Annotated in this window: 18 protein-coding genes; 8 read left to right on the top strand and 10 right to left on the bottom strand. The window is 73.7% G+C overall.

Annotation, left to right across the window (positions count from 1 at the left end; genetic code table 11):
- Window positions 1-230: 230 nt before the first annotated feature.
- Genes OHB09_RS09415 through OHB09_RS09405 form a run of 3 tightly spaced genes read left to right on the top strand, consistent with a single transcriptional unit; the run spans window position 231 to window position 3516 of the window.
- Window positions 231-1661, top strand: a complete 1431-nt coding sequence (locus OHB09_RS09415) for a glycosyltransferase family 4 protein (RefSeq protein ID WP_191889987.1) — start codon at window positions 231-233, stop codon at window positions 1659-1661.
- A complete protein-coding gene (locus OHB09_RS09410) occupies window positions 1655-2446 on the top strand; it encodes a class I SAM-dependent methyltransferase (RefSeq protein WP_191852963.1) in 792 nt (263 codons plus the stop codon). Before OHB09_RS09415 ends, OHB09_RS09410 begins: the two co-directional genes overlap by 7 nt.
- A complete protein-coding gene (locus tag OHB09_RS09405) occupies window positions 2443-3516 on the top strand; it encodes a prenyltransferase/squalene oxidase repeat-containing protein (protein ID WP_191852962.1) in 1074 nt (357 codons plus the stop codon). The genes OHB09_RS09410 and OHB09_RS09405 overlap by 4 nt, the downstream gene beginning before the upstream one ends.
- A 36-nt stretch (window positions 3517-3552) precedes the next feature.
- Here OHB09_RS09405 and OHB09_RS09400 read toward each other — a convergent pair whose 3' ends face one another.
- Window positions 3553-3846 (bottom strand): hypothetical protein, encoded by a 294-nt coding sequence (locus OHB09_RS09400; protein ID WP_006137678.1) that lies wholly within the window; start codon window positions 3844-3846, stop codon window positions 3553-3555.
- A gap of 109 nt (window positions 3847-3955) precedes the next feature.
- Window positions 3956-4861, bottom strand: coding sequence for an AraC family transcriptional regulator (locus tag OHB09_RS09395; RefSeq protein ID WP_167794803.1), 906 nt, complete (start codon window positions 4859-4861; stop codon window positions 3956-3958).
- Window positions 4862-5010: 149 nt separating this feature from the next.
- Between OHB09_RS09395 and OHB09_RS09390 the strand changes: the two genes are divergently transcribed.
- From OHB09_RS09390 to OHB09_RS09380, 3 genes are all read left to right on the top strand, one after another.
- Window positions 5011-5328: a putative quinol monooxygenase gene (locus OHB09_RS09390; protein ID WP_328921832.1), complete on the top strand. Its 318-nt coding sequence runs from the start codon at window positions 5011-5013 to the stop codon at window positions 5326-5328.
- A 108-nt stretch (window positions 5329-5436) separates the two neighbouring features.
- Window positions 5437-6405, top strand: coding sequence for an alpha/beta hydrolase (locus OHB09_RS09385; RefSeq protein ID WP_328921831.1), 969 nt, complete (start codon window positions 5437-5439; stop codon window positions 6403-6405).
- A 201-nt stretch (window positions 6406-6606) separates the two neighbouring features.
- The gene (locus tag OHB09_RS09380; protein WP_328921830.1) at window positions 6607-7974 is read left to right on the top strand and encodes a S41 family peptidase; all 1368 of its coding nucleotides are present in this window, start codon (window positions 6607-6609) and stop codon (window positions 7972-7974) included.
- A gap of 107 nt (window positions 7975-8081) precedes the next feature.
- On the opposite strand, the gene OHB09_RS09375 is transcribed toward OHB09_RS09380, so the two are convergent.
- The 4 genes from OHB09_RS09375 to OHB09_RS09360 form a co-directional block, all read right to left on the bottom strand.
- On the bottom strand, window positions 8082-8915 hold the full coding sequence (locus OHB09_RS09375) for a membrane protein (RefSeq protein WP_040893540.1): 834 nt from the start codon (window positions 8913-8915) through the stop codon (window positions 8082-8084).
- A 171-nt stretch (window positions 8916-9086) separates the two neighbouring features.
- Window positions 9087-10031, bottom strand: a complete 945-nt coding sequence (locus OHB09_RS09370; RefSeq protein WP_328921829.1) for an N-acetylmuramoyl-L-alanine amidase — start codon at window positions 10029-10031, stop codon at window positions 9087-9089.
- Window positions 10032-10041: 10 nt separating this feature from the next.
- Window positions 10042-10761 (bottom strand): class I SAM-dependent methyltransferase, encoded by a 720-nt coding sequence (locus OHB09_RS09365; RefSeq protein ID WP_006137681.1) that lies wholly within the window; start codon window positions 10759-10761, stop codon window positions 10042-10044.
- Window positions 10762-10871: 110 nt separating this feature from the next.
- Window positions 10872-12653, bottom strand: a complete 1782-nt coding sequence (locus OHB09_RS09360) for an MFS transporter (RefSeq protein WP_167793574.1) — start codon at window positions 12651-12653, stop codon at window positions 10872-10874.
- 317 nt (window positions 12654-12970) lie between these two features.
- Here OHB09_RS09360 and OHB09_RS09355 point away from each other — a divergent pair, with 317 nt between their 5' ends.
- Window positions 12971-14395 carry an MFS transporter gene (locus tag OHB09_RS09355; RefSeq protein WP_319117799.1) on the top strand — a complete coding sequence of 475 codons (1425 nt, stop codon included), beginning with the start codon at window positions 12971-12973 and terminating at the stop codon, window positions 14393-14395.
- A gap of 183 nt (window positions 14396-14578) precedes the next feature.
- Here OHB09_RS09355 and OHB09_RS09350 read toward each other — a convergent pair whose 3' ends face one another.
- Both OHB09_RS09350 and OHB09_RS09345 read right to left on the bottom strand, forming a co-directional pair.
- Window positions 14579-15208, bottom strand: coding sequence for a response regulator transcription factor (locus tag OHB09_RS09350; protein ID WP_093589694.1), 630 nt, complete (start codon window positions 15206-15208; stop codon window positions 14579-14581).
- 40 nt (window positions 15209-15248) lie between these two features.
- On the bottom strand, window positions 15249-16673 hold the full coding sequence (locus OHB09_RS09345) for a sensor histidine kinase (protein ID WP_234527719.1): 1425 nt from the start codon (window positions 16671-16673) through the stop codon (window positions 15249-15251).
- Between the two features lie 88 nt (window positions 16674-16761).
- On the opposite strand from OHB09_RS09345, the gene OHB09_RS09340 reads away from it, so the two are divergent.
- On the top strand, window positions 16762-17619 hold the full coding sequence (locus tag OHB09_RS09340) for a MaoC/PaaZ C-terminal domain-containing protein (protein ID WP_328921828.1): 858 nt from the start codon (window positions 16762-16764) through the stop codon (window positions 17617-17619).
- A gap of 198 nt (window positions 17620-17817) precedes the next feature.
- On the opposite strand, the gene OHB09_RS09335 is transcribed toward OHB09_RS09340, so the two are convergent.
- Together OHB09_RS09335 and OHB09_RS09330 are read right to left on the bottom strand one after the other, a co-directional pair.
- Window positions 17818-17982, bottom strand: a complete 165-nt coding sequence (locus OHB09_RS09335; protein WP_006137691.1) for a hypothetical protein — start codon at window positions 17980-17982, stop codon at window positions 17818-17820.
- Between the two features lie 47 nt (window positions 17983-18029).
- Window positions 18030-19304 (bottom strand): hypothetical protein, encoded by a 1275-nt coding sequence (locus OHB09_RS09330; RefSeq protein ID WP_407077314.1) that lies wholly within the window; start codon window positions 19302-19304, stop codon window positions 18030-18032.
- Between the last annotated feature and the right edge of the window lie 180 nt (window positions 19305-19484).

Below are 19484 nucleotides of genomic sequence, written 5' to 3'. Positions count from 1 at the left end.
CGTGATGACGACCCGGCCACTGTACCGGCCCGTTCGAACGGGGCCGTGACGAGCCCTCGGCGGGGGCCCGGCGGCACCGGTCCGCCGTGGCGCGAATCACCTGCTCCACCGCTCACAGCGGGGCTACCTGCCGGTAGATTCGGAGGCTGTTGAACGATCAAGCCCGCACTTGTTCCGGATTGTCGTCCCGGCATAGGGTCGCGGGATCAGCAGGCAGGAAGGGGCCCGGAGTGACCGCTGAGGCCAGTCAGGCGGGTTCCCGTCCGGGTTCCGCCGCCGACGCCGGGCGACCGCTCAGGATCGCGCTCCTCACCTACAAGGGCAACCCGTTCTGCGGGGGCCAGGGCGTCTACGTCCGCCACCTCTCGCGCGAACTCGCCCGCCTGGGCCACCGCGTGGAGGTCATCGGCGCCCAGCCCTACCCCGTGCTCGACCCCGTCGAGGGCGGCGGGGGGCCGACGCTCACCGAACTGCCGAGCCTCGACCTCTACCGCCAGCCCGACCCCTTCCGCACCCCGAAGCGCGGGGAGTACCGGGACTGGATCGACGCGCTCGAGGTCGGCACGATGTGGACCGGGGGCTTCCCCGAACCGCTCACCTTCTCCCTGCGCGCCCGCCGCCATCTGCGCGCCCGCCGGGGCGACTTCGACGTCGTGCACGACAACCAGACGCTCGGCTACGGCCTCCTGGGCGATGTCGGCGCCCCGCTGGTCACCACCATCCACCACCCCATCACCGTCGACCGGCAGTTGGAGCTGGACGCCGCCGAGGGATGGCAGCGCCGGGCCTCGGTGCGGCGCTGGTACGGCTTCACCCGCATGCAGAAGAGGGTCGCGCGCCGGCTGCCGTCCGTACTGACCGTCTCCGGCTCCTCCCAGCAGGAGATCGTCGACCACCTCGGCGTGCGGCGGGAGCGGGTGCACGTCGTGCACATCGGCGCCGACACCGACCTGTTCGCCCCCGACGCCTCCGTCGCCGAGGTGCCCGGCCGGATCGTCACCACCTCCAGCGCGGACGTGCCGCTCAAGGGACTGGTCTTCCTCGTCGAGGCGCTGGCGAAGGTCCGCACCGAACACCCCGGCGCCCACCTCGTCGTCGTCGGCAAGCGGCCCGCCGAAGGACCGGTGGCGCAGGCGATGGAACGGTACGGCGTCGAGGGTGCCGTCGAGTTCGTCAAGGGCATCTCCGACGCCGAACTCGTCGACCTGGTGCGCTCGGCCGAGGTGGCCTGCGTGCCCTCGCTCTACGAGGGGTTCTCGCTGCCCGCCGCGGAGGCCATGGCCGCGGGCACCCCACTGGTGGCCACCACCGGAGGGGCGATCCCCGAGGTCGCCGGACCCGACGGCGAGACCTGCCTGGCCGTACCGCCCGGCGACGCCGGCGCCCTCGCCACCGCGCTGGCCCGCCTCCTCGGTGACGCGAGCCTGCGGGCCAGGCTCGGCGCGGCCGGCCGCGACCGCGTGCTGCGGCACTTCACCTGGGCCCGCGCGGCCGAGGGCACGGTGGCCCACTACCGCGAGGCGATGGCCCGCGCCGCGCACGGCGCCCGGCCCGCGGCCCGCCCGGTCGCCGTCCGCCCGGCGCCCGCGGCGCTCTCGGTGCCCGCGACCGTTCCCGCATCCGACGACGACCCCGACCGCGAAAGCAGGGCCACGTGCTGACCGTCGACTTCTCCCGGTTCCCGCTCGCCCCGGGCGACCGCGTACTGGACCTCGGCTGCGGCGCCGGCCGGCACGCGTTCGAGTGCTACCGGCGCGGGGCCCGGGTCGTCGCGCTGGACCGCAACGGCGAGGAGATCCGCGAGGTCGCCAAGTGGTTCGCGGCGATGGAACAGGAGGGCGAGGCCCCGGCCGGCGCCACCGCGACGGCCATGGAGGGCGACGCGCTGGCGCTGCCCTTCCCCGACGAGTCCTTCGACGTCGTCATCATCTCCGAGGTGATGGAACACATCCCCGACGACAAGGGCGTCCTCGCCGAGATGGTCCGGGTGCTCAAGCCCGGCGGCCGTATCGCCGTCACCGTCCCGCGCTACGGCCCGGAGAAGGTGTGCTGGGCGCTGTCCGACGCCTACCACGAGGTCGAGGGCGGCCACATCCGCATCTACCGCGCCGGGGAACTCCTCGCCAGGATGCGGGAGGCCGGACTGCGCCCCTACGGCAGCCACCACGCCCACGCCCTGCACTCGCCGTACTGGTGGCTCAAGTGCGCCTTCGGCGTCGACAACGACAAGGCGCTGCCGGTGCGGGCGTACCACAAGCTCCTGGTGTGGGACATCATGAAGAAGCCGCTCGCCACCCGGCTCGCCGAGAACGCGCTCAACCCGCTCATCGGCAAGAGCTTCGTGGCCTACGCGACCAAGCCGCACCTCCCGGCCGAGGCCGCCACCGGCTCCGGCTCCGGCTCCGGCTCCGGCTTCGACACGAACGAACCGGCGGGCGCTTCGTGACCACCCCCCGGACAGAACACCTCGTCCTGCCCGGGGTCCTCACCGCCGAGCAGGCCGCCGGGACCGTCGCCGGCATCCTCGCCGTCCAGCGCGAGGACGGCGCGATCCCCTGGTTCCGCGGGCACCACCTCGACCCCTGGGACCACACCGAGGCCGCGATGGCGCTGGACGCCGCGGGCGAGCACGAGGCCGCCGCGCGCGCCTACGAGTGGCTCGCCCGCCACCAGAACCCCGACGGCTCCTGGTACGCCGCCTACGCCGACGGCGACTGCACACGGGTCACCGACCGCGGCCGGGAGACCAACTTCGTCGCCTATCCGGCAGTCGGCGTGTGGCACCACTACCTCTCCACGGGCGACGACACGTTCCTGGACCGCATGTGGCCGATGGTGTTCGCGGCGGTCGAGTACGTGCTCGCGCTGCAGCAGCCCGGCGGCCAGATCGGCTGGAAGGGCGAGGACAGCGGCGGCCGCACCACCGACGCGCTGCTCACCGGCTCCTCCTCCATCCACCAGGCGCTGCGCTGCGCGCTGGCCCTCGCCGAACAGCGCGAGGAGCCGCAGCCGGACTGGGAGCTCGCGGTGGGCGCGCTGCGCCACGCGATCCGCCGGCACCCGGAGCGGTTCCTGGACAAGTCCCGCTACTCGATGGACTGGTACTACCCGGTGCTGGGCGGCGCGCTGACCGGCACGGAGGCCGCCGACCGCATCGAGGAGGACTGGGACCGCTTCGTCGTGCCCGGCCTCGGCGTGCGCTGCGTCGTCCCCAACCCGTGGGTCACGGGCGGGGAGTCCGCCGAACTCGCCCTCACCCTGTGGGCGATGGGCGAGTCCGACCGCGCCCTGGACGTCCTGAAGTCCATCCAGCACCTGCGGGACGCCGAGTCCGGCCTGTACTGGACGGGGTACGTGTTCGAGGACGCCACGATCTGGCCCCGCGAACTGACGACCTGGACCGCCGGCTCGCTGCTCCTCGCGGTCGCCGCGCTGGGCGGCCACGAGGCGACGTGCACGGTGTTCTCCGGCACGCACCTGCCGACGGGGCTCGACCCCGACTGCTGCGCGGTGTGAGCACCGGGCCCGGACGGCCGTCCGGGCCCGGTGGGTTCAGTGCCGCTGCATGCGGCGGGCGATGGCGTGCCCGATGAACAGGTAGACGACCGCGGCCAGGCCGTATCCGGCCACGACCCGCGCCCACGCCTCGTCGAAGGTGAACAGGTCACGCGACCAGCCGGCCAGCCAGCGGGCCACGTCATGGACGAACTGCACCAGGGCGTTGCCCGGATTCGCGTCCAACAGGTACATCAGGATCCAGAGACCCAGTATCAGGGCCATGACATCGGCGACGACCGCGACGACCGTCCCGGCCCCGTTCGCACTGCGGTGATATCGAGGGGACATACCTTGCGGATTGCCGCCGCCCGCCGTATGAAACCCGGCCACCCCCCCAACCGTCCGCGCGCTCCCGGCAGTTGCGAAGAAGCGGACCGGGAGCTGAAGGCCGCCCGGCTCAGGGCAGGAGAGCCCCCGGCGCACGCACGCCCCGGCGCAGGCGCGCGGCGTCCTGGCTGGGGGGCACGCCGAACCGGCGGCGGTACTCCCGGCTGAACTGCGAGGGGTTGTCGTAGCCGACGCGGTGGCCGACTCCGGTGACGTCTCCGGGGTGGGTGGCGAGCAGCAGTCGGGCCTCCTGGAGCCGGATCTGCTTCTGGAACTGGATGGGGCTCATGGCGGTCACCGCCTGAAAGTTGCGGTAGAAGGCGGAGACGCCCATGCCGGACTGCCGCGCCACGTCCTCCACCCGGAAGGGCTGCGCGTAGTGCTCGCGGATCCAGCGCACGGCGCGTGAGATGTGGCTGAGGCTGCTGTCGGCCAGGCCGAGCTGGCGCACCGTCGCACCCTGCTCGCCGGTGATCAGACGCCACAGGATCTCGCGCTTGACCAGTGGGGCCAGTACGGCCCGGTCGCGGGGCTCGTCGAGAAGGCGCAGCAGCCGGACCACCGCGTCCAGCAGCGCGGCCGGAGCGTCAGCGACGGCGATCCCCGACGGTGCGCCCCCGCCGCTCCGGGGGGCTTGCCGGGGCCCGGCCTCGAGCAGCAACTCGGCGACGGCGGACGGTTCCAGGACGAGACCGAACCCCAGCGCCGGCTCCCCGGGGCCGGCCTGGGTGAACTGCCCGGTGACAGGCAGATCGACGGATGCGACCAAGTACTGCCCGGGCCCGTACTCGAACACCCGCTCACCCAGGGCGAGCCGTTTGGCGCCCTGCGCGATGACCGCCAGGAGCGTGCCGGACATCGAAGGCTCCGGCCGATCGGGGCGGTCGACCTTCGAGATGAGGACGCCGTCGACGGCGGTGGTCCAGTCGGGCCGCGCATGGCGGGCCAACAGGGTGCGGAGTTCTTCGAGGTACATGCGTCCATTGCAGCACCACTGCGCGCACGGGTTCCCGAAGTCGCGAGGATTGTGCAAGTGCGAGCGAGTATCGGTCTAACGTTTCCGCGGGTCAGCGCGCTTCAATGGAACCACCGCACTCCAATACCGAAGAGGAAGAGGAGAAATCCATGATTGCCGCCCACGGCTTCGCAGCCACCCTGACCGCCAGGCCCGGTATGGGGGACCGGCTCGTCGACCTGCTGCTGACCGGACTGGACGAGGGCAGCCCCGGCGCGAGCGAGTACTGCCTCCTGTACCTCGTCTCCCGTTCCGCGTCCGACCCCGACGTCGTCCACGTCATCGAAGGCTGGACCAGCGAGGAGGACCACCACCGCGTCTTCGCCGGCAGGGCCGCCCAGGCCATCGTGGCGCGGATCGACCCGCTGCTCGCCAAGGAGTCCGAGTACACGGACTTCGTTCCGGTCCGCGGCAAGTCCGCCCTCTGACCCGCGCCCAACACCCCGCCCCCGGGCCTCCGCCGCCCCGGTGCCCACCGAGGCGGCCCCCGTCTCGTCCGCCCGCCCCGTCACCACCACCCACGAGAGGCAACGACCATGACCACAGAACGGCCCTCCCTCGACCCCGAACTGCGTGAACTGCTGGCCGACATGCCGCTGATGTCCCAGCTCACCCCGGAAGTGCTGGCGCGGGTACGCCCCTTCTCCTCGATGCCCGTCGAACCCCTCCTCGAAGGCCGGGCCGTCGACCGGCGCGAGGTCACCGCCGCGAGCCCGGACGGCACCCCCATCCCCTTGTCCGTCCTCAGCCCCGCGAACAGCGACCGCACCGCTGCCGCACCCTGCGTCTACTGGATGCACGGCGGCGGGATGGTCATGGGCGACCGCTTCTCACAGATCGACATCCCGCTGGAGTGGCTCGACGAGTTCGGCGCCGTCGTGGTCTCCGTCGACTACCGGCTCGCGCCCGAGTCCACCGGCACCATCCCGGTCGACGACTGCTACCAAGGACTGCTCTGGATCGCCGAGCACGCCGCCGAACTGGGCATCGACCCCTCCCGGATCATCGTGGCGGGCGCCAGCGCGGGCGGCGGCCTCGCCGCCGGCGTCACGCTGCTGGCCCGCGACCACGGCACCCCGGAGATCGCCGCCCAAGTCCTGATAGGCCCCATGCTCGACCACCGCAACACCACCACCTCCAGCCTCCAGTACGCGAACGGGCCCGGCGTCTGGACCCGCGAGATGAACGAATTCGGATGGCGCTGCCTCCTCGGCGACCTCACCGACGACGAGGTGTCCGCGTACGTCTCACCCGCCCTGGCCGACGACCTCGCGAGCCTGCCGACCACCTACATCGACACCGGCTCCGCCGAAGTCTTCCGCGACGAGGACACCGACTACGCCAGCCGCATCTGGGCGGCCGGCGGCCAGGCCGAACTCCACGTCTGGGCAGGCGGCTTCCACGGATTCGACGCCCTGTACCCGCAGGCACACCTCTCGGCCACGGCCCGCCGGACCCGCACCGACTGGCTCGCCCGGCTCCTGTCCACCCACCCCGCCGCATAGGTGAAGCGGACGGGTTCCGGTCGTACGCCTCGGCCTCGGCCTGCGACGGCCGGTGCCCCGAACGTGATCGGCTCCGGGCGCCGCCGGCAGCGGGGGCCGGCCCCACCCCGGATCAACCGGGCAGCCGGATGGCCGGGGCAACGCCATGTCGGTGACCGTGGAGCTGTCCCGAGCAAGTCGCCCACACAGAAGGCAGGATGCGTGCGCTTCGTCATGGCCACCGCCGCCGCCCTGGCCCTCGTCGGCCAGACCGCGCCGGCCGTCTCCGCCCACCAGCCGACCACCGACGGAATTTGGCGTATGGACGGCTACGGCACAGTCCTCTCCCTCCGCGACGGAACCCTGCGGGAGTACCAGACCACCACCGTCAGCTGTCTCGAGGGCGATTCCGCACAGCGGACCGGCCCCGGCACCTACACCATGCCCGACGGCACTGTCCTCACCGTGCGCATCCGGGGGAACCGCGACCACGCGTCCCTGCGGGCGGACGGCTCCGTCGGCGACCGGGGACTGCGCCGGATCCCGGCACTGCCCGAGGCATGCACGAGGCCGGCTCCCCCGGGTTCGCTCGCCGCCTTCGACGTCTTCTGGCAGTCCTTCGAGGAGAACTACCCCTTCTTCTCCGCCAAGGGCATCGACTGGCACGCCGTACGCGAGCGGTACCGCCCCCGGATTCACGCCGGGACGACGAGGGACGAGCTCTACGCCGTCCTCGGCGGGATGGTCGAACCGCTCCACGACGCCCACGTCGCCGTCCAGGACGGCGATCGCGTCTTCGCGCGGGTCCGCCCCGGCACCGTAGTACCCACCGAGGAACTGGACGCCGAGGCCAAGAAGTTCGTCGTGGCGCGCGACCTCGCGCACGCCCGGAGCGTCCAGGACTTCGCCCACGGGCGGATCACCTACGCGGACCTCCCCGGCGGGCAGGGCTACCTGCGGATCTCCGGCTTCGGCGGGTACACGGACGAGCCCGCCCCCTACGCCGCCCAGCCGGCCGAACTCGACAGGGCCCTGGACACGGTCCTCGGCCGGGAGCGCACCCCGCGCACGAAGGGCCTGATCATCGACCTGCGGATCAACGGCGGCGGCTCCGACGCCCTGGGGATCCACCTCGCCGAGCGCCTCACCGACACCTCCTACCTCGCCTACTCCAAGCGGGCCCGCAACGATCCCGCCGACCCCACCCGGCACACCCGACCCTGGCCCGTGTACGTCACTCCCGCCCGGGGACCCCGGTACACCGGGCCGGTCGCCGTGCTGACCGGCGGCTCGACCTTCAGCGCCGGGGAGACCTTCACCCAGGCCCTCATGAACCGGCCCGGCAGGACGGTGCGCATCGGGAAGCCCACACAGGGCGTCTTCTCGGACGTCATGTCGCGCGAGCTCCCCAACGGCATGTCGGCCTGGCTCCCGAACGAGGAGTTCCTGACCCGGTCGGGCAGGACCTTCGACGGCACGGGCATCCCGCCGCACCTCGAGGAGCCGGTCTTCACCGAGGAGGAGTTCGCCGAGAGGAGTGACTCGGCCTTCGACAGGGCGCTGAACGTCCTGCGGAAAGCTCGCCGTTGACGCGCGCCCGGCAGTTGCGGGCGAACGGCGACGGCCCCCCGCCCGGAGGGCGAGGGGCCGTGCGGTGGTGCGGGGGTGGTGCGTGTGGTGGGGCGGGGGAGCCCGCCTCAGCCGCGCTGGATGCCGCTGGTGTCCTGCAGGACACCGCGCCGGCCGTCCTGCGTCTGCGCCACCAGCGCGGCACCGCGCTGCTCGACCGCCAGGTACCAGGTGCCCGGCGCGAGTTCGGCGATCTGACCGCCGGAGTTGTCCTCCGCGAACAGCGGGCGCGTCACCGGAACCGCGAACCAGAACGGGGAGAAGTCCCCGCCCTGCTGCGGCGCCTGCGGCTGGGAGGCCTGCGCCGGCTGGGGCGCCGGGGGCTGCTGCCCGTACGGCTGCCCCGGCTGCGGCTGCCCGCCGAAGGAGGGCTGCTGGGCGCCCGGGTAGCCGTAACCGGCCGGCGGCTGGGCGCCGTAGGGCTGCGGGGCGGCCGGACGCGGGGCGCCGACCAGGGAGGCCTTCAGCGCCGGAACCAGCGGGGTGGCGACCGCGGCGGCGGCCATCACCAGGGTGGCGATGAGACCGAGGATCAGACCGACACCGGCGTCGAAGCTGCTCCTGGACCCCTCGAAGTTGTCCAGACCGCCCACCGGGTCGAAGATGTTGCCGATCGCGCTCCACGCGGCGAACACCGTCAGCCCGACGCCGAACTGCCCGAGGTCCAGGCCGAGCACCTTCGGCATCTGCGGCAGCCCCCGGGCGACGACGATGAGCGCGGCGCCGATGATGCCGGCGAGGAAGACGCTCAGCAGGAGCGGCCCGTTGCCCCAGGCGCTGGGGATGTCGAGGCTGTCCGGGGCGTCGTCGATCGAGTAGTTGTTGAGGAACGACGCGATGAACAGCAACACCGCTGCTCCGATCACCACGCCGTCGCCTCTAGTGAGGGAGCGGATATTCACTTCAGGTCCTTCGTCAGTCGTCTCGTCACCGGCATCGTGGGAGGCGTCGCTGTCACCGTGTCGCCCAGGGCCTCTCGGCCGCGGTGTGAAGCGCGGGGGGTGGCCCCTCATCGTAGGAGGACACTATCGTCCGTCTGACATGTGTGTCCGCCCGGTGCCGTGCGACCGCCGCTACCCGCGCAGGAAACTCACGATTCCCTCAGACATTCCCTCCGCCGCCTTCTGCCGCCAGGCCGCGCTGGTCAGCAACGCCGCGTCCTTGCTATCGCGCATGTTGCCGCATTCGATGAACACCTTCGGAACCGTTGACAGATTGAGACCCCCGAGATCCTTCCGTACGTCCAGTCCGGTACCGCCGCCTATGTAGTTCGAGGGAGCCGTGCCGGTGGCGCGGGCGAAGCCGTCCTTGATGTCGACGCCCAGGTCGCGCGAGGGACCGGTGATCGCACGGGTGTCCGCGGTCCCCGAGTGCACCGCGTCCGGCAGGATGACGTGGAAGCCGCGGTTGCCCACGGCCGAACCGTCGGCGTGGATGGAGAGCGCGGCGTCCGCGTGCGCCTTGTTGCCGATCTCGGCACGCTCGGTCACACACGGCCCCCAGGGCCGGTCGCCGTCGTGGGTCAGCTTCACGGTGGCGCCCCGCTCCTCCAGCAGCGTCCGCAGCCGGCGGGAGACGTCGAGGGTGAAGCGCGCCTCGGGATAACCGGCGTTCGTGGCGGTGCCGGTGGTGTCGCACTCCTTGCTGTTGGTGCCGATGTCCACCCTGCGGTTGATCTCGGTGGGGTGCTTGAAGTTGCCCTGGTTGTGGCCGGGGTCGATGACGACGACCTTGCCCCTGAGGGAATCCGGGTCCTTGCCGTCCGTGCGGCCGCTCGCGGAGGGGGAACCCGCGCCCTCCGCACCGCCCTTCGCCCGGGGTGAGGACGGGGCGGCGGAGTGCCCCGAGGCGCCGGCCGCCTGCGCGGAGGGCCCGGAGCCGCCGGAGTCGCCCACCACCTCGTAGACCAGCCAGCCCGCCAGCACGGCCGGCACCAGCGCGGCGAGCGCCACGGTGAACGGGCCGCGCCGGGAGCGGCGTTGCGGAACGGGCTCGAACTCTGGACCGAGGTACGACACGACGGCGAGCCTATCGGCGCGCGGCGGCGGCGTCGTGGGAACCGGGGTGCGCGGCCGCGGCCGGCCCGGCCTGCTCCGCCCCTTCCGCCCGGGCGGTCCGCCGCAGGACGCGCAGCGAGCCCGTCGCCGAGACCTCCGTGAACTCCCCCGAGTCCAGCGCCCGGAGGTAGACCCGGTACGGGGCCTGCCCGGTGAACTCGTCCTCCACCACCGGGAACACGTCGTGCAGGACGAGGAGGCCGCCCTCGGCGACGTGCGGCGCCCAGCCCTCGTAGTCGGCGCCCGCGTGCTCGTCGGTGTGGCCGCCGTCGACGAAGACCAGGCCGAGCGGGGTGTTCCACAGCGCGGCGATCCGCGGGGAGCGGCCGACGAGGGCGACGACGTGGTCCTCAAGACCCGCCCGGTGCAGGGTGCGGCGGAACGTCGGCAGGGTGTCCATCAGGCCGACCTCCGGGTCGACCGTCTCCGGGTCGTGGTACTCCCAGCCGGGCTGCTGCTCCTCGCTGCCCCGGTGGTGGTCCACGGTGAGCGCGGTGACCCCGGCGGCACGGGCGGCCTCGGCGAGGAGGATCGTCGAGCGGCCGCAGTAGGTGCCGACCTCCAGCAGCGGCAGCCCGAGCCGCCCGGCCTCGACGGCCGCCGCGTACAGCGCGAGGCCCTCGTCGGCGGGCATGAATCCCTTCGCCGCCTCGAAGGCGGCAAGGATCTCGGACGACGGTGCCGGCGGCATGGGGGCCTCCCTCGGACGGTGCACGGGTGCCCCATGCTGCCGCACCCCCCGCCGGGGACCGACGGGGGGTGCGGGGTGCCGCGGGTGCGGGCGCGGTGCGGGGGCGTCGCTCAGGCGGTGACGGTCTCGCCCGGCAGGGACCGGTCCTCCCCGGGCAGCGGCAGCGCCAGGTCGAGGTCGACCGCGCGGTCGTCGCCCGCGTGCGTGGCACGGGAGGCGTGCGGGCCGTGCCCGGCGGCCCCGGCGGCCAGCACGTAGGGGCCCTCGGCCGGCACCGCGAGCGCGTAGCTGCCGTCGGCCCCGGTGAGGGTCGCGCCCGCCCGGCGGCCGTGGCGGTCGATCAGGGTGACCCGGGCCCGCGGGACCGGGAGGCCGGCGGCGTCCAGGACCCGGCCGCGGAAACCGCCGCCGAGCAGCTCCCGCGCCCGCCTGAGGGCCGCGTCCTCCTCGCTGTCCGCGAGCAGCACCGGCGCGGTGGCCGGCCGGCGGCCGGGCAGGAACAGGGCCAGCACCATGCCGAGCAGGACCGCGCCGGTCGCGATCAGGAACGAGACCCGGAAACCGTGCATCGTCGGCAGCGCGACGCCGTCGGTGTGGGTGGCGCTGTTGGCCAGCACCATGCCGATGACCGCGCTGGAGGTCGAGGTGCCGATGGAGCGCGCCAGCGTGTTGAGGCCGTTGGCGGCACCCGTCTCGGAGGCCGGGACCGCGCCCACGATGAGCGCGGGCAGCGAGGAGTAGGCCAGACCGATGCCGGCGCCCAGGACGACGGAGGTGAGAACCGTCTGCCAGGGCGCGCTCATCAGGCCGAGACCGGCGCCGTAGCCGACCGCGATGACCAGCATGCCGAGGATCAGGGTGACCTTCGGGCCGAAGCGGGCGGACAGCCGGGCGTAGACGGGGGCGGTGAGCATCATGGTCAGGCCCAGCGGCGCCACGCACAGACCGGCGACGACCATGGACTGCCCGAGGCCGTACCCGGTCGACTTCGGGAGCTGGAGCAACTGCGGCAGGACCAGGGAGACGGCGTAGAAGGCCACACCGACCATGACCGAGACGAGGTTGGTGAGCAGCACCTCGCGGCGGGCCGTGGTGCGCAGGTCGACCAGCGGCGCCTTCAGCCGCAGCTCCATCAGGCCCCACAGCAGCAGGACGAGGAGCGCGGCGGCGAACAGGCCGAGGGTGCGGCCCGCGGTCCAGCCCCAGTCGCTGCCCTTGGTGATCGGCAGCAGGAGCAGCACGAGGCCCACGGACAGGCCGAGCGCGCCCGCCACGTCGAAGGTGCCCTTGGCGCGCATCGGGGACTCCGGCACGGCGACGAGGGTGAGCACGATGCAGAGGACGCCGAGCGCGGCGGAGCCGAAGTACAGGGCGTGCCAGTCGGCGTGCTGGGCGACGAGCGCGGCGGCGGGCAGCGCGAGTCCGCCGCCGACGCCGATCGAGGAGCTCATCAGGGCCATCGCCGAGCCGAGCCGCTCACGGGGCAGCATGTCGCGCATCAGTCCGATGCCCAGCGGTATCGCGCCCATCGCGAAGCCCTGGAGGGTGCGGCCGACGATCATCGGCACGAGGGCGCTGGTGAAACCGCTGACCAGCGCGCCGAGGACCATCACGGCGAGGCTGAACAGCAGCATCCTGCGCTTGCCGTAGAGGTCGCCGAGCCGGCCCATGATCGGCGTGGCCACGGCACCGGACAGGAGGGTGGAGGTCAGGACCCAGGTCGCGTTGCCGGGGGAGGTGTCCAGCAGGACGGGCAGGTCCTTGATGACGGGGACCAGCAGCGTCTGCATCACCGCGACGACGATGCCCGCGAAGGCGAGCACCGGCACCACCGCGCCTCCGGTCGCTGCCCCGGAAGGCCGGTCGGGCCGGTCGGTCGACGAGTGCGTCATGGAAGGGGGCCTCCAGGCCAGGAAGATCAGGAGAAGATCAGGAAGAGTGCTTGCGTGCAGAATGAACCTTGTATGCATGGGCAACTATTCCGATGCTTCGGGCCACTAACGAAATCTTGACCGACTTTGCGTTCCCATGACGATCTGATGGTGCGTCAGGATCGCGGCGTCCGTCAGAGGTGGTGGGGTGGTGGGGTGGTGCGGCAGGTGGAGCGGTGGGCCGGTGGGCAGGTGGGCCGGTGGGGTGGTGGAGCAGTGGGCTGTCCGCCGGTCGAAATGCCGATGCGACTGTCAGTGCGCGCTGCGAGCATGGCCGCATGCTCCGAGCAGCGTCAGAGACCCGTGCCCCCTCCACGACCGCCCCGCCCGCCTGGGTGGTGGTCGCGCTCGCCTGCGCCGGGCAGTTCCTCGTCGTCCTGGACGTGTCCGTGGTCAACGTGGCGCTGCCGTCCATGCGCGCCGACCTCGGGCTGAGCGCCCCGGGACTGCAGTGGGTGGTCAACGCCTACGCCATCGCCTTCGCCGGGTTCATGCTGCTCGGCGGGCGGGCCGGGGACCTCTACGGGCGCAAGCGGATGTTCGTGCTCGGGCTCGGCCTGTTCACGCTGGCCTCGCTCGCCGGGGGCCTCGCCCAGGAGGGCTGGCAACTCCTGCTGGCCCGGGCGGTGCAGGGCCTGGGCGCGGCGGTCCTCGCGCCCTCGACGCTCACCCTGGTCACCTCGGCGGTCCCGGAGGGCGCCGCCCGGGCGCGGGCGATCGCCACCTGGTCCGCGGTCGGGGCGGGCGGCGGCGCGGCCGGCGGGCTCGTCGGCGGCGTGCTCGTGGACCTGCTGTCCTGGCGCTGGGTGCTGCTGATCAACGTGCCCGTCGGCGCGGTCGTCCTGGCCTGCGCGGCCCGCGGACTGCGGGAGAGCCGCGCCGGGGCCGGCCGCCGGCTGGACGTGGCGGGCGCCCTCCTGGCCACGGCCGGCCTCGCGACCCTGGCCTACGGCATCGTGCGCACCGAGGCCGACGGCTGGACGGCACCCGGGGCGCTGACCGCCCTCGGCGCCGGCCTCGCGCTGCTCGCGCTGTTCGTGGCGGTCGAGGCACGGACGACGGCGCCGCTGATGCCGCTCACGCTGCTCCGGGTGCGCTCGGTGGCCTCGGCGAACGCGGCGATGTTCGTGTGCGGCTCGGCCATGTTCTGCATGTGGTTCTTCATGACCCTCTACGCGCAGAACGTGCTCGGCTACACCCCGCTGGAGGCCGGGGCCGCTCTCATACCCAGCTCGCTCGCGGTCCTGCTGGGATCGAAGGGGGCGCCCTGGCTGATGCCGTCCCTGGGGGCGCGCAACGTGGCGGTGCTCGGCGCGCTGCTGGCGGCGGCCGGCTTCGGCTGGCAGTCGACGATGACGGCGGACGGCGGGTACGTCACCGCCATCCTGCTGCCGGGGATCCTGATGATGCTGGGCGCGGGCCTGGCGGCCACCCCGCTGGCCTCCCTGGCCACCTCGGGCGCCGCTCCGCAGGACGCCGGCCTGGTCTCCGGGCTGGTCAACACCTCCCGCACGATGGGCGGTTCCCTGGGCCTCGCGGTCATGTCGACGATCGCGGCGAGCCGCACGGGCGACCGGACCACGGGCGCCGCCCTGACCGAGGGCTACGCGCTGTCCTTCCGGGTGAGCGCGGCGGTGCTGCTCGTCGGGGCGGCGGTGATGGCGGTGTGGCTGCCGAGAAAGCGGGCGGGAGCGAGCGCGTGAGGGCACCGGCACCCGTGTGAGGGCACCGGCACCCGTGTGAGGGCGGGGGCCGCTGTGCCGCCCTTCACCGGCTGTCCGGTGGGGCCGGTCCGGTGGGGCCGGTCCGGTGGGGCCGGTCCGGTGGGGCCGGTCCGGTGGGACCGGTCCGGTGGGACCGGTGCGGCGGGGCCGGCAGGCGACCGGTCAGAGCCAGCCCTGGTGGCGGGCCTCCCGGAGGGCTTCCGTGCGGTTGCGGGTGCCCGTCTTGCCAATGACCGAGGACAGGTAGTTGCGCACCGTCGACTCCGAGAGATGCAGCTCGGCGGCGATGTCGGCGACCGTCGCGCCGTCCGCCGCGCTGCGCAGTACGTCGCACTCGCGCGGTGTCAGCGGATTGGGCCCCGCGCTCAGCGCCGCCATCGCCAGGGCCGGGTCCACGACCTGCTCGCCCGCCAGCACCCGGCGGACCGCGGCGGCCAGTTCCTCCACCGGCCCGTCCTTGACCAGGAAACCCGCCGCCCCCGCCTCCATCGCCCGGCGCAGATAGCCCGGCCGCCCGAACGTCGTCAGGATCAGCACCCGGCACCCGGGGACCCGCACCCGCAGCTCCGCCGCCGCGTCCAGACCGCTCATGCCCGGCAGTTCGATGTCGAGCAGCGCCACGTCGGGCCGGTGGGCCAGCGCGGCCTCCACGATCGCGTCCCCCGCCGAGACCTGGGCGACCACCTCGAGGTCGTCCTCCATGCCGAGCAGCAGGGCGAGCGCGCCGCGCATCATCCCCTGGTCCTCGGCGAGCAGCACACGGACGGGCTCGGTGCGGGGCGTCTCGGTCACGGCTCAAGGATAGGGAAGCGCCCGCCCCGCCGGGGCACGGTCACCTCCCTCCGGACGCGGTGGCGGCGGCCGGGGCCGTCGAGTCCTCCGTCTCCCGGGGGAGTTCGGCGGTGACCGTGAAGCCGCCGCGCGGCGAGGGGCCGGCCCGCAGCGAGCCGCCCGCCCGCGCGAGGCGCTCGGTCAGCCCCTTCAGACCGGTGCCGCTCGTCGAGGACGTCTCCGTCCCCTCGCCGCCGTTCCCGTCGTCGGTGACCGTCAGTCGGATCCGCTCGGCCGAGGAGGACCCGTCGACGCCGATCTCGCACCGCCGCGCCCCGCTGTGCCGCACGGCGTTGGTGACCGCCTCGCGCACCACCCAGCCCAGCAGTGCCTCACTCGCCGGTGCCAGCGGCGGCCCCGTGCGGCGTACGACGGGCTCGATGCCGGCCGCGGTCAGCGCGGAGGACGCCCGGTCCAGCTCGGTGGCGAGACTTCCCTCGCGATACCCGGTCACCGCCTCCCGGATCTCGGTCAGCGCCTGTCTGCCGACCGCCTCGATGTCGGTGACCTGGGCCAGCGCCGCGTCCATGTCCCGCGCCGCCAGCCGGCGCGCGGCCTCCGACTTGACGACGATCACCGACAGCGTGTGCCCGAGCAGATCGTGCAGGTCGCGGGAGAACCGCAGCCGCTCCTCCTCGACCGCGCGCCGGGCCAGCTCCTCGCGGGCCGCCCGCAACTGCCGCACCGCCTCGGACAGGGAGAGGATCGCGGCCGTCACCATCGTCGACAGGAACGTGCCGTAGACGACGCCGATGGCGTCCCAGCCGCCGCGCAGCCCGGCGACGACTCCCGCGAGGGCCGTCAGCCCGAGCCCGTAGCGCCCGAGCCACGGACCCCGCACCACCGCTCCCGTCGCCAGCCCGAGCAGCGGGAAGAACGACAGCCAGGTGCCGCCGTAGGCGAGGGCCAGACCGCAGGTGACCAGGCCCATCACGACCAGCGCCAGCCGGGTGGAGAGCGCCTCGCGCGTCTTCGTGTGGAAGGCGCGGAAGACCACGTAGACGTAGCAGGAGTTGAAGGCCAGCAGTCCGAGGGCGCCGACCCAGGGGTTCGGCGTCTCCCCCTGGAACAGGTTGGAGAAGGCGCCCATCCCCATCAGCAGCCAGGGCAGCAGGGTGAATCCGGTGGGCGGCGGCCCGGGGTTGTCGGGCAGCCGTCCGCTCCTGCGGGCGGCCCGGTACACGGCGCGCGTGTGCTTCCACTCCGACCGCCAGGCCGCGCGGGCCGACCGCCATGCCCGCCATTGGCAGGAGATGCTCCGCGTCCACCCCGGGGCACCGCCCCGGACCGGTGCGGACGCGGGCCGGGCCGCACCGGTCTCCGCTGTCGTCCTCGTGCCCTCGGAAGTGGTCATGATTCGACGGTAGGGGCGGCGGACCGTCGCCGACAGTGTCGGACGTACGCTCTTGAGCGGGACAAATGTCACGGGTCCCCGTGAGAGATTCACGGGTGGCCCGTGAGCCCGTGACATGCGTCCCGCCCCGCGCCGCGCACCCACGCCAGGAGCCGCCCCCATGCCCCTCGACGCCGCCCGGGCCCTCGCCGCCGCGCCCCGCACCCGGGAGATCGCCTGGAGCGCCCGGGACGTGCAGCTCTACCACCTCGCCCTGGGTGCCGGCGTCCCCGCCACCGACCCCGGCGAGCTGCGCTACACCCTGGAGACCCGGCTGCGCGTCCTGCCCGCCTTCGCCACCGTCGCGGGCGGCGGCGAGCCCGGAGTGATCGCCGGCCTGTCCGTCCCCGGCGTCGACGTCGACCTCGCCCACGTCCTGCACGCCGGCCAGGGCCTCACCGTCCACCGTCCGCTCCCCGCCGAGGGCCGCGCGTTCGCCACCTCGCGGATCACCGCGGCGTACGACAAGGGGAGTGCCGCCCTGCTCGTGCTGCGCACCGACGTGGCCGACGCCGGGGGCCCGTTGTGGACCGAGGAGGCGTTGATCCACGTACGGGGCGAGGGCGGCTGGGGCGGCGAGCGCGGCCCCTCGCTCCGCCCCGCGCCACCGTCCGGCCCTCCGGACGTGGTCGTCGACCGGCCGGTGCGCGAGGACGCGGCGTTGCTGTACCGCCTCACCGGCGACCTCAACCCGCTCCACGCCGACCCCGGGTTCGCCGCGCGCGCCGGGTTCGACCGGCCCGTCCTGCACGGCCTGTGCACCTACGGCATGGTCCTCAAGGCGGTCGTCGACACCCTGCTCGACGGCGAGACGAGCCGGGTCCGCGCGTACACGACACGGTTCGCGGGGGTGGCGTACCCGGGCGAGAACCTGCGCGTGCGGATGTGGCGCGCGCCGGGCGCGGTACGGGTGACGGTGGGCGCGGTGGAACGGGCGGAGGCGCCCGTCCTCGCGGACACGACGGTCACCTGCGGCTGATCCCGGCGGCCCTTCACCCGTCACCCACTTCGATCCTCGTCACCCGTCACCCGTCACCCACTCCGATCCCCGACCCGCTCCACTCCCCGTCCTGAAACGCCTCGGCCCCGCCCGCAGCGCTTGCGCGCGTACGGGCGGGGCCGAGGCGGTCACCCGCCGGTCACCGGTGTCCGGCGGCCGGCGTGGGGCCGGGCGGTGTCAGGCGGCCGTCCGGCCGGAGGACTCCGCGCCCTCCCGGCGGTGCCGGCCGCGCGGCTGCGTCTCCGCCTCCTGCGCGGAGACCGGACCCCGGTGCCGGCCGTGTCCCGTCGCCTCGTCGCTCTCGGCGCCGGGCGGCTGCGTGCTGGTGCTGATGTCGTTCATGGGAAGTCTTCACCCCGTAGAAAAGATCCTTTTACAGCCGGGTGATCCTATCGGGCGTCGGTGACGGCCGCAGCGAGGACCACATGGCGGGCAGCCCTCAGCAAGCCTGTCGAGGAAGGCGCCGACTCCCCTTCCCGCGGCGGTTGTCGAGGTGCCTCGGGGGGCCGCTTCACACCCAGCGGGGCCTGCTGCAACGGCACCGGGCGGGGGGCCGGGGCGGTCGTCTCCGGGGGTGTTCCGGCCCCCTCGCGCGCCTCGGATTCCGGGTCGTGCGAGGGCCCTTCGCCGCCCTCGGCCGAGGACGAAGAGTTACGGCGCTGTGACGCTTCCGCGACGGGCGGCGCGGGCCGCGCCACCGGTGCCGTCAGACGGGCCACCGAGCAGGGTGCCGCCGGCGTCGCGCACGGCAGGTGCAGCTCTCCCTCGCGGGTCCAGCGGCCGGTGCCCGGCAGCCAGCCCTCGGGCGCCGGAACGTGCTCGAGCCGTCGCTCGGCGGGGCGCCACAGGCCGAGCCAGGAGCCGCCGGCGCCGTCGACCCGCAGGGCCACCGCGCACGCCTCGGGCGTCAGGATCTGCCCCGGCTGGATCGCGAACGGCGTCACCGTGCACCCCTCCACCCGCAGGCACTGGGGGAACCTGACCGGCAGCGTGCTGCCCAGCACCCCCCAGCCGAGCCGCTCCCGGCCGGGGGAGGGCGCGTCGGAGCGGATCAGCAGCAGGCCGCTGTCGGCGTCGGCGAGCAGCAGCCGGTCGTCGCTGTCCTCCGCGATCTGCAGCAGCGGCGACATCTCGCCGCCCCGCTCCAGGTCCACGACCACGGTCTTCGTGCGGCCGTCCCGGGTGCGGTCCAGGGCCAGCATGCGGCCGGTCGTGTCCAGCCACACCCCGCCCGAGCAGTGACCCGGCACCTCGGCGAGATGCTCGGGGCCGAAGTCGCCGCCCGCGATCAGCCAGACCGCGGTGGAGTCAGGACCTGCGGCGAGGGCGTAGGCCCGGGTGCCGGCCGGGGAGGGCGGCAGCAGCCGCAGGACGGTGCCCGGGTCCGCGCACTCGACCGAGCCGAGGGCGAGTTCACCGGTGCCGGGGCCGGTCGGGTACAGCAGGGAGAACAGGTGCCGGGCGCCGGGGGCCGCGGGCTCGACCCGGTGCACCAGCACCCGGCCGTCGGTCAGCGGCAGCACCTCCGTGCCGGGCTCCTCCGGGCGGTCGGTGGGGAGCGGGACGGCGTACGGCTCCGGGCCGTCCAGCGTCCAGCGCTCGGCGTGCCGGGCACCGCCGCGCAGGGTCAGCCGGGCGGCGTAGGAACCGTCGGCGGCGAGCACGCAGGGGCTGGGCGTCGCGGCCGGGGGTGGTGGGGGAGAGGGCGCCTCCGGGGTGGGCGAAGAAGATCCCCCGGACCGGCGTGGGCGGACTCCGGGGGAGGCACTGGCCGTCATCATTCGGTCACCTCCGGCGACGACGCTAGTTTTCCCGCTTCCTCGATGGCCCGGCGAATCCCCGCT

Origin of the sequence: Streptomyces griseoaurantiacus (genome assembly GCF_036189845.1) — a bacterium.
Lineage (GTDB): Bacteria > Actinomycetota > Actinomycetes > Streptomycetales > Streptomycetaceae > Streptomyces > Streptomyces griseoaurantiacus.
The sequence above is the reverse complement of the archived record's forward strand: the minus strand, read 5'-3'. Positions and strand labels throughout refer to the sequence as shown.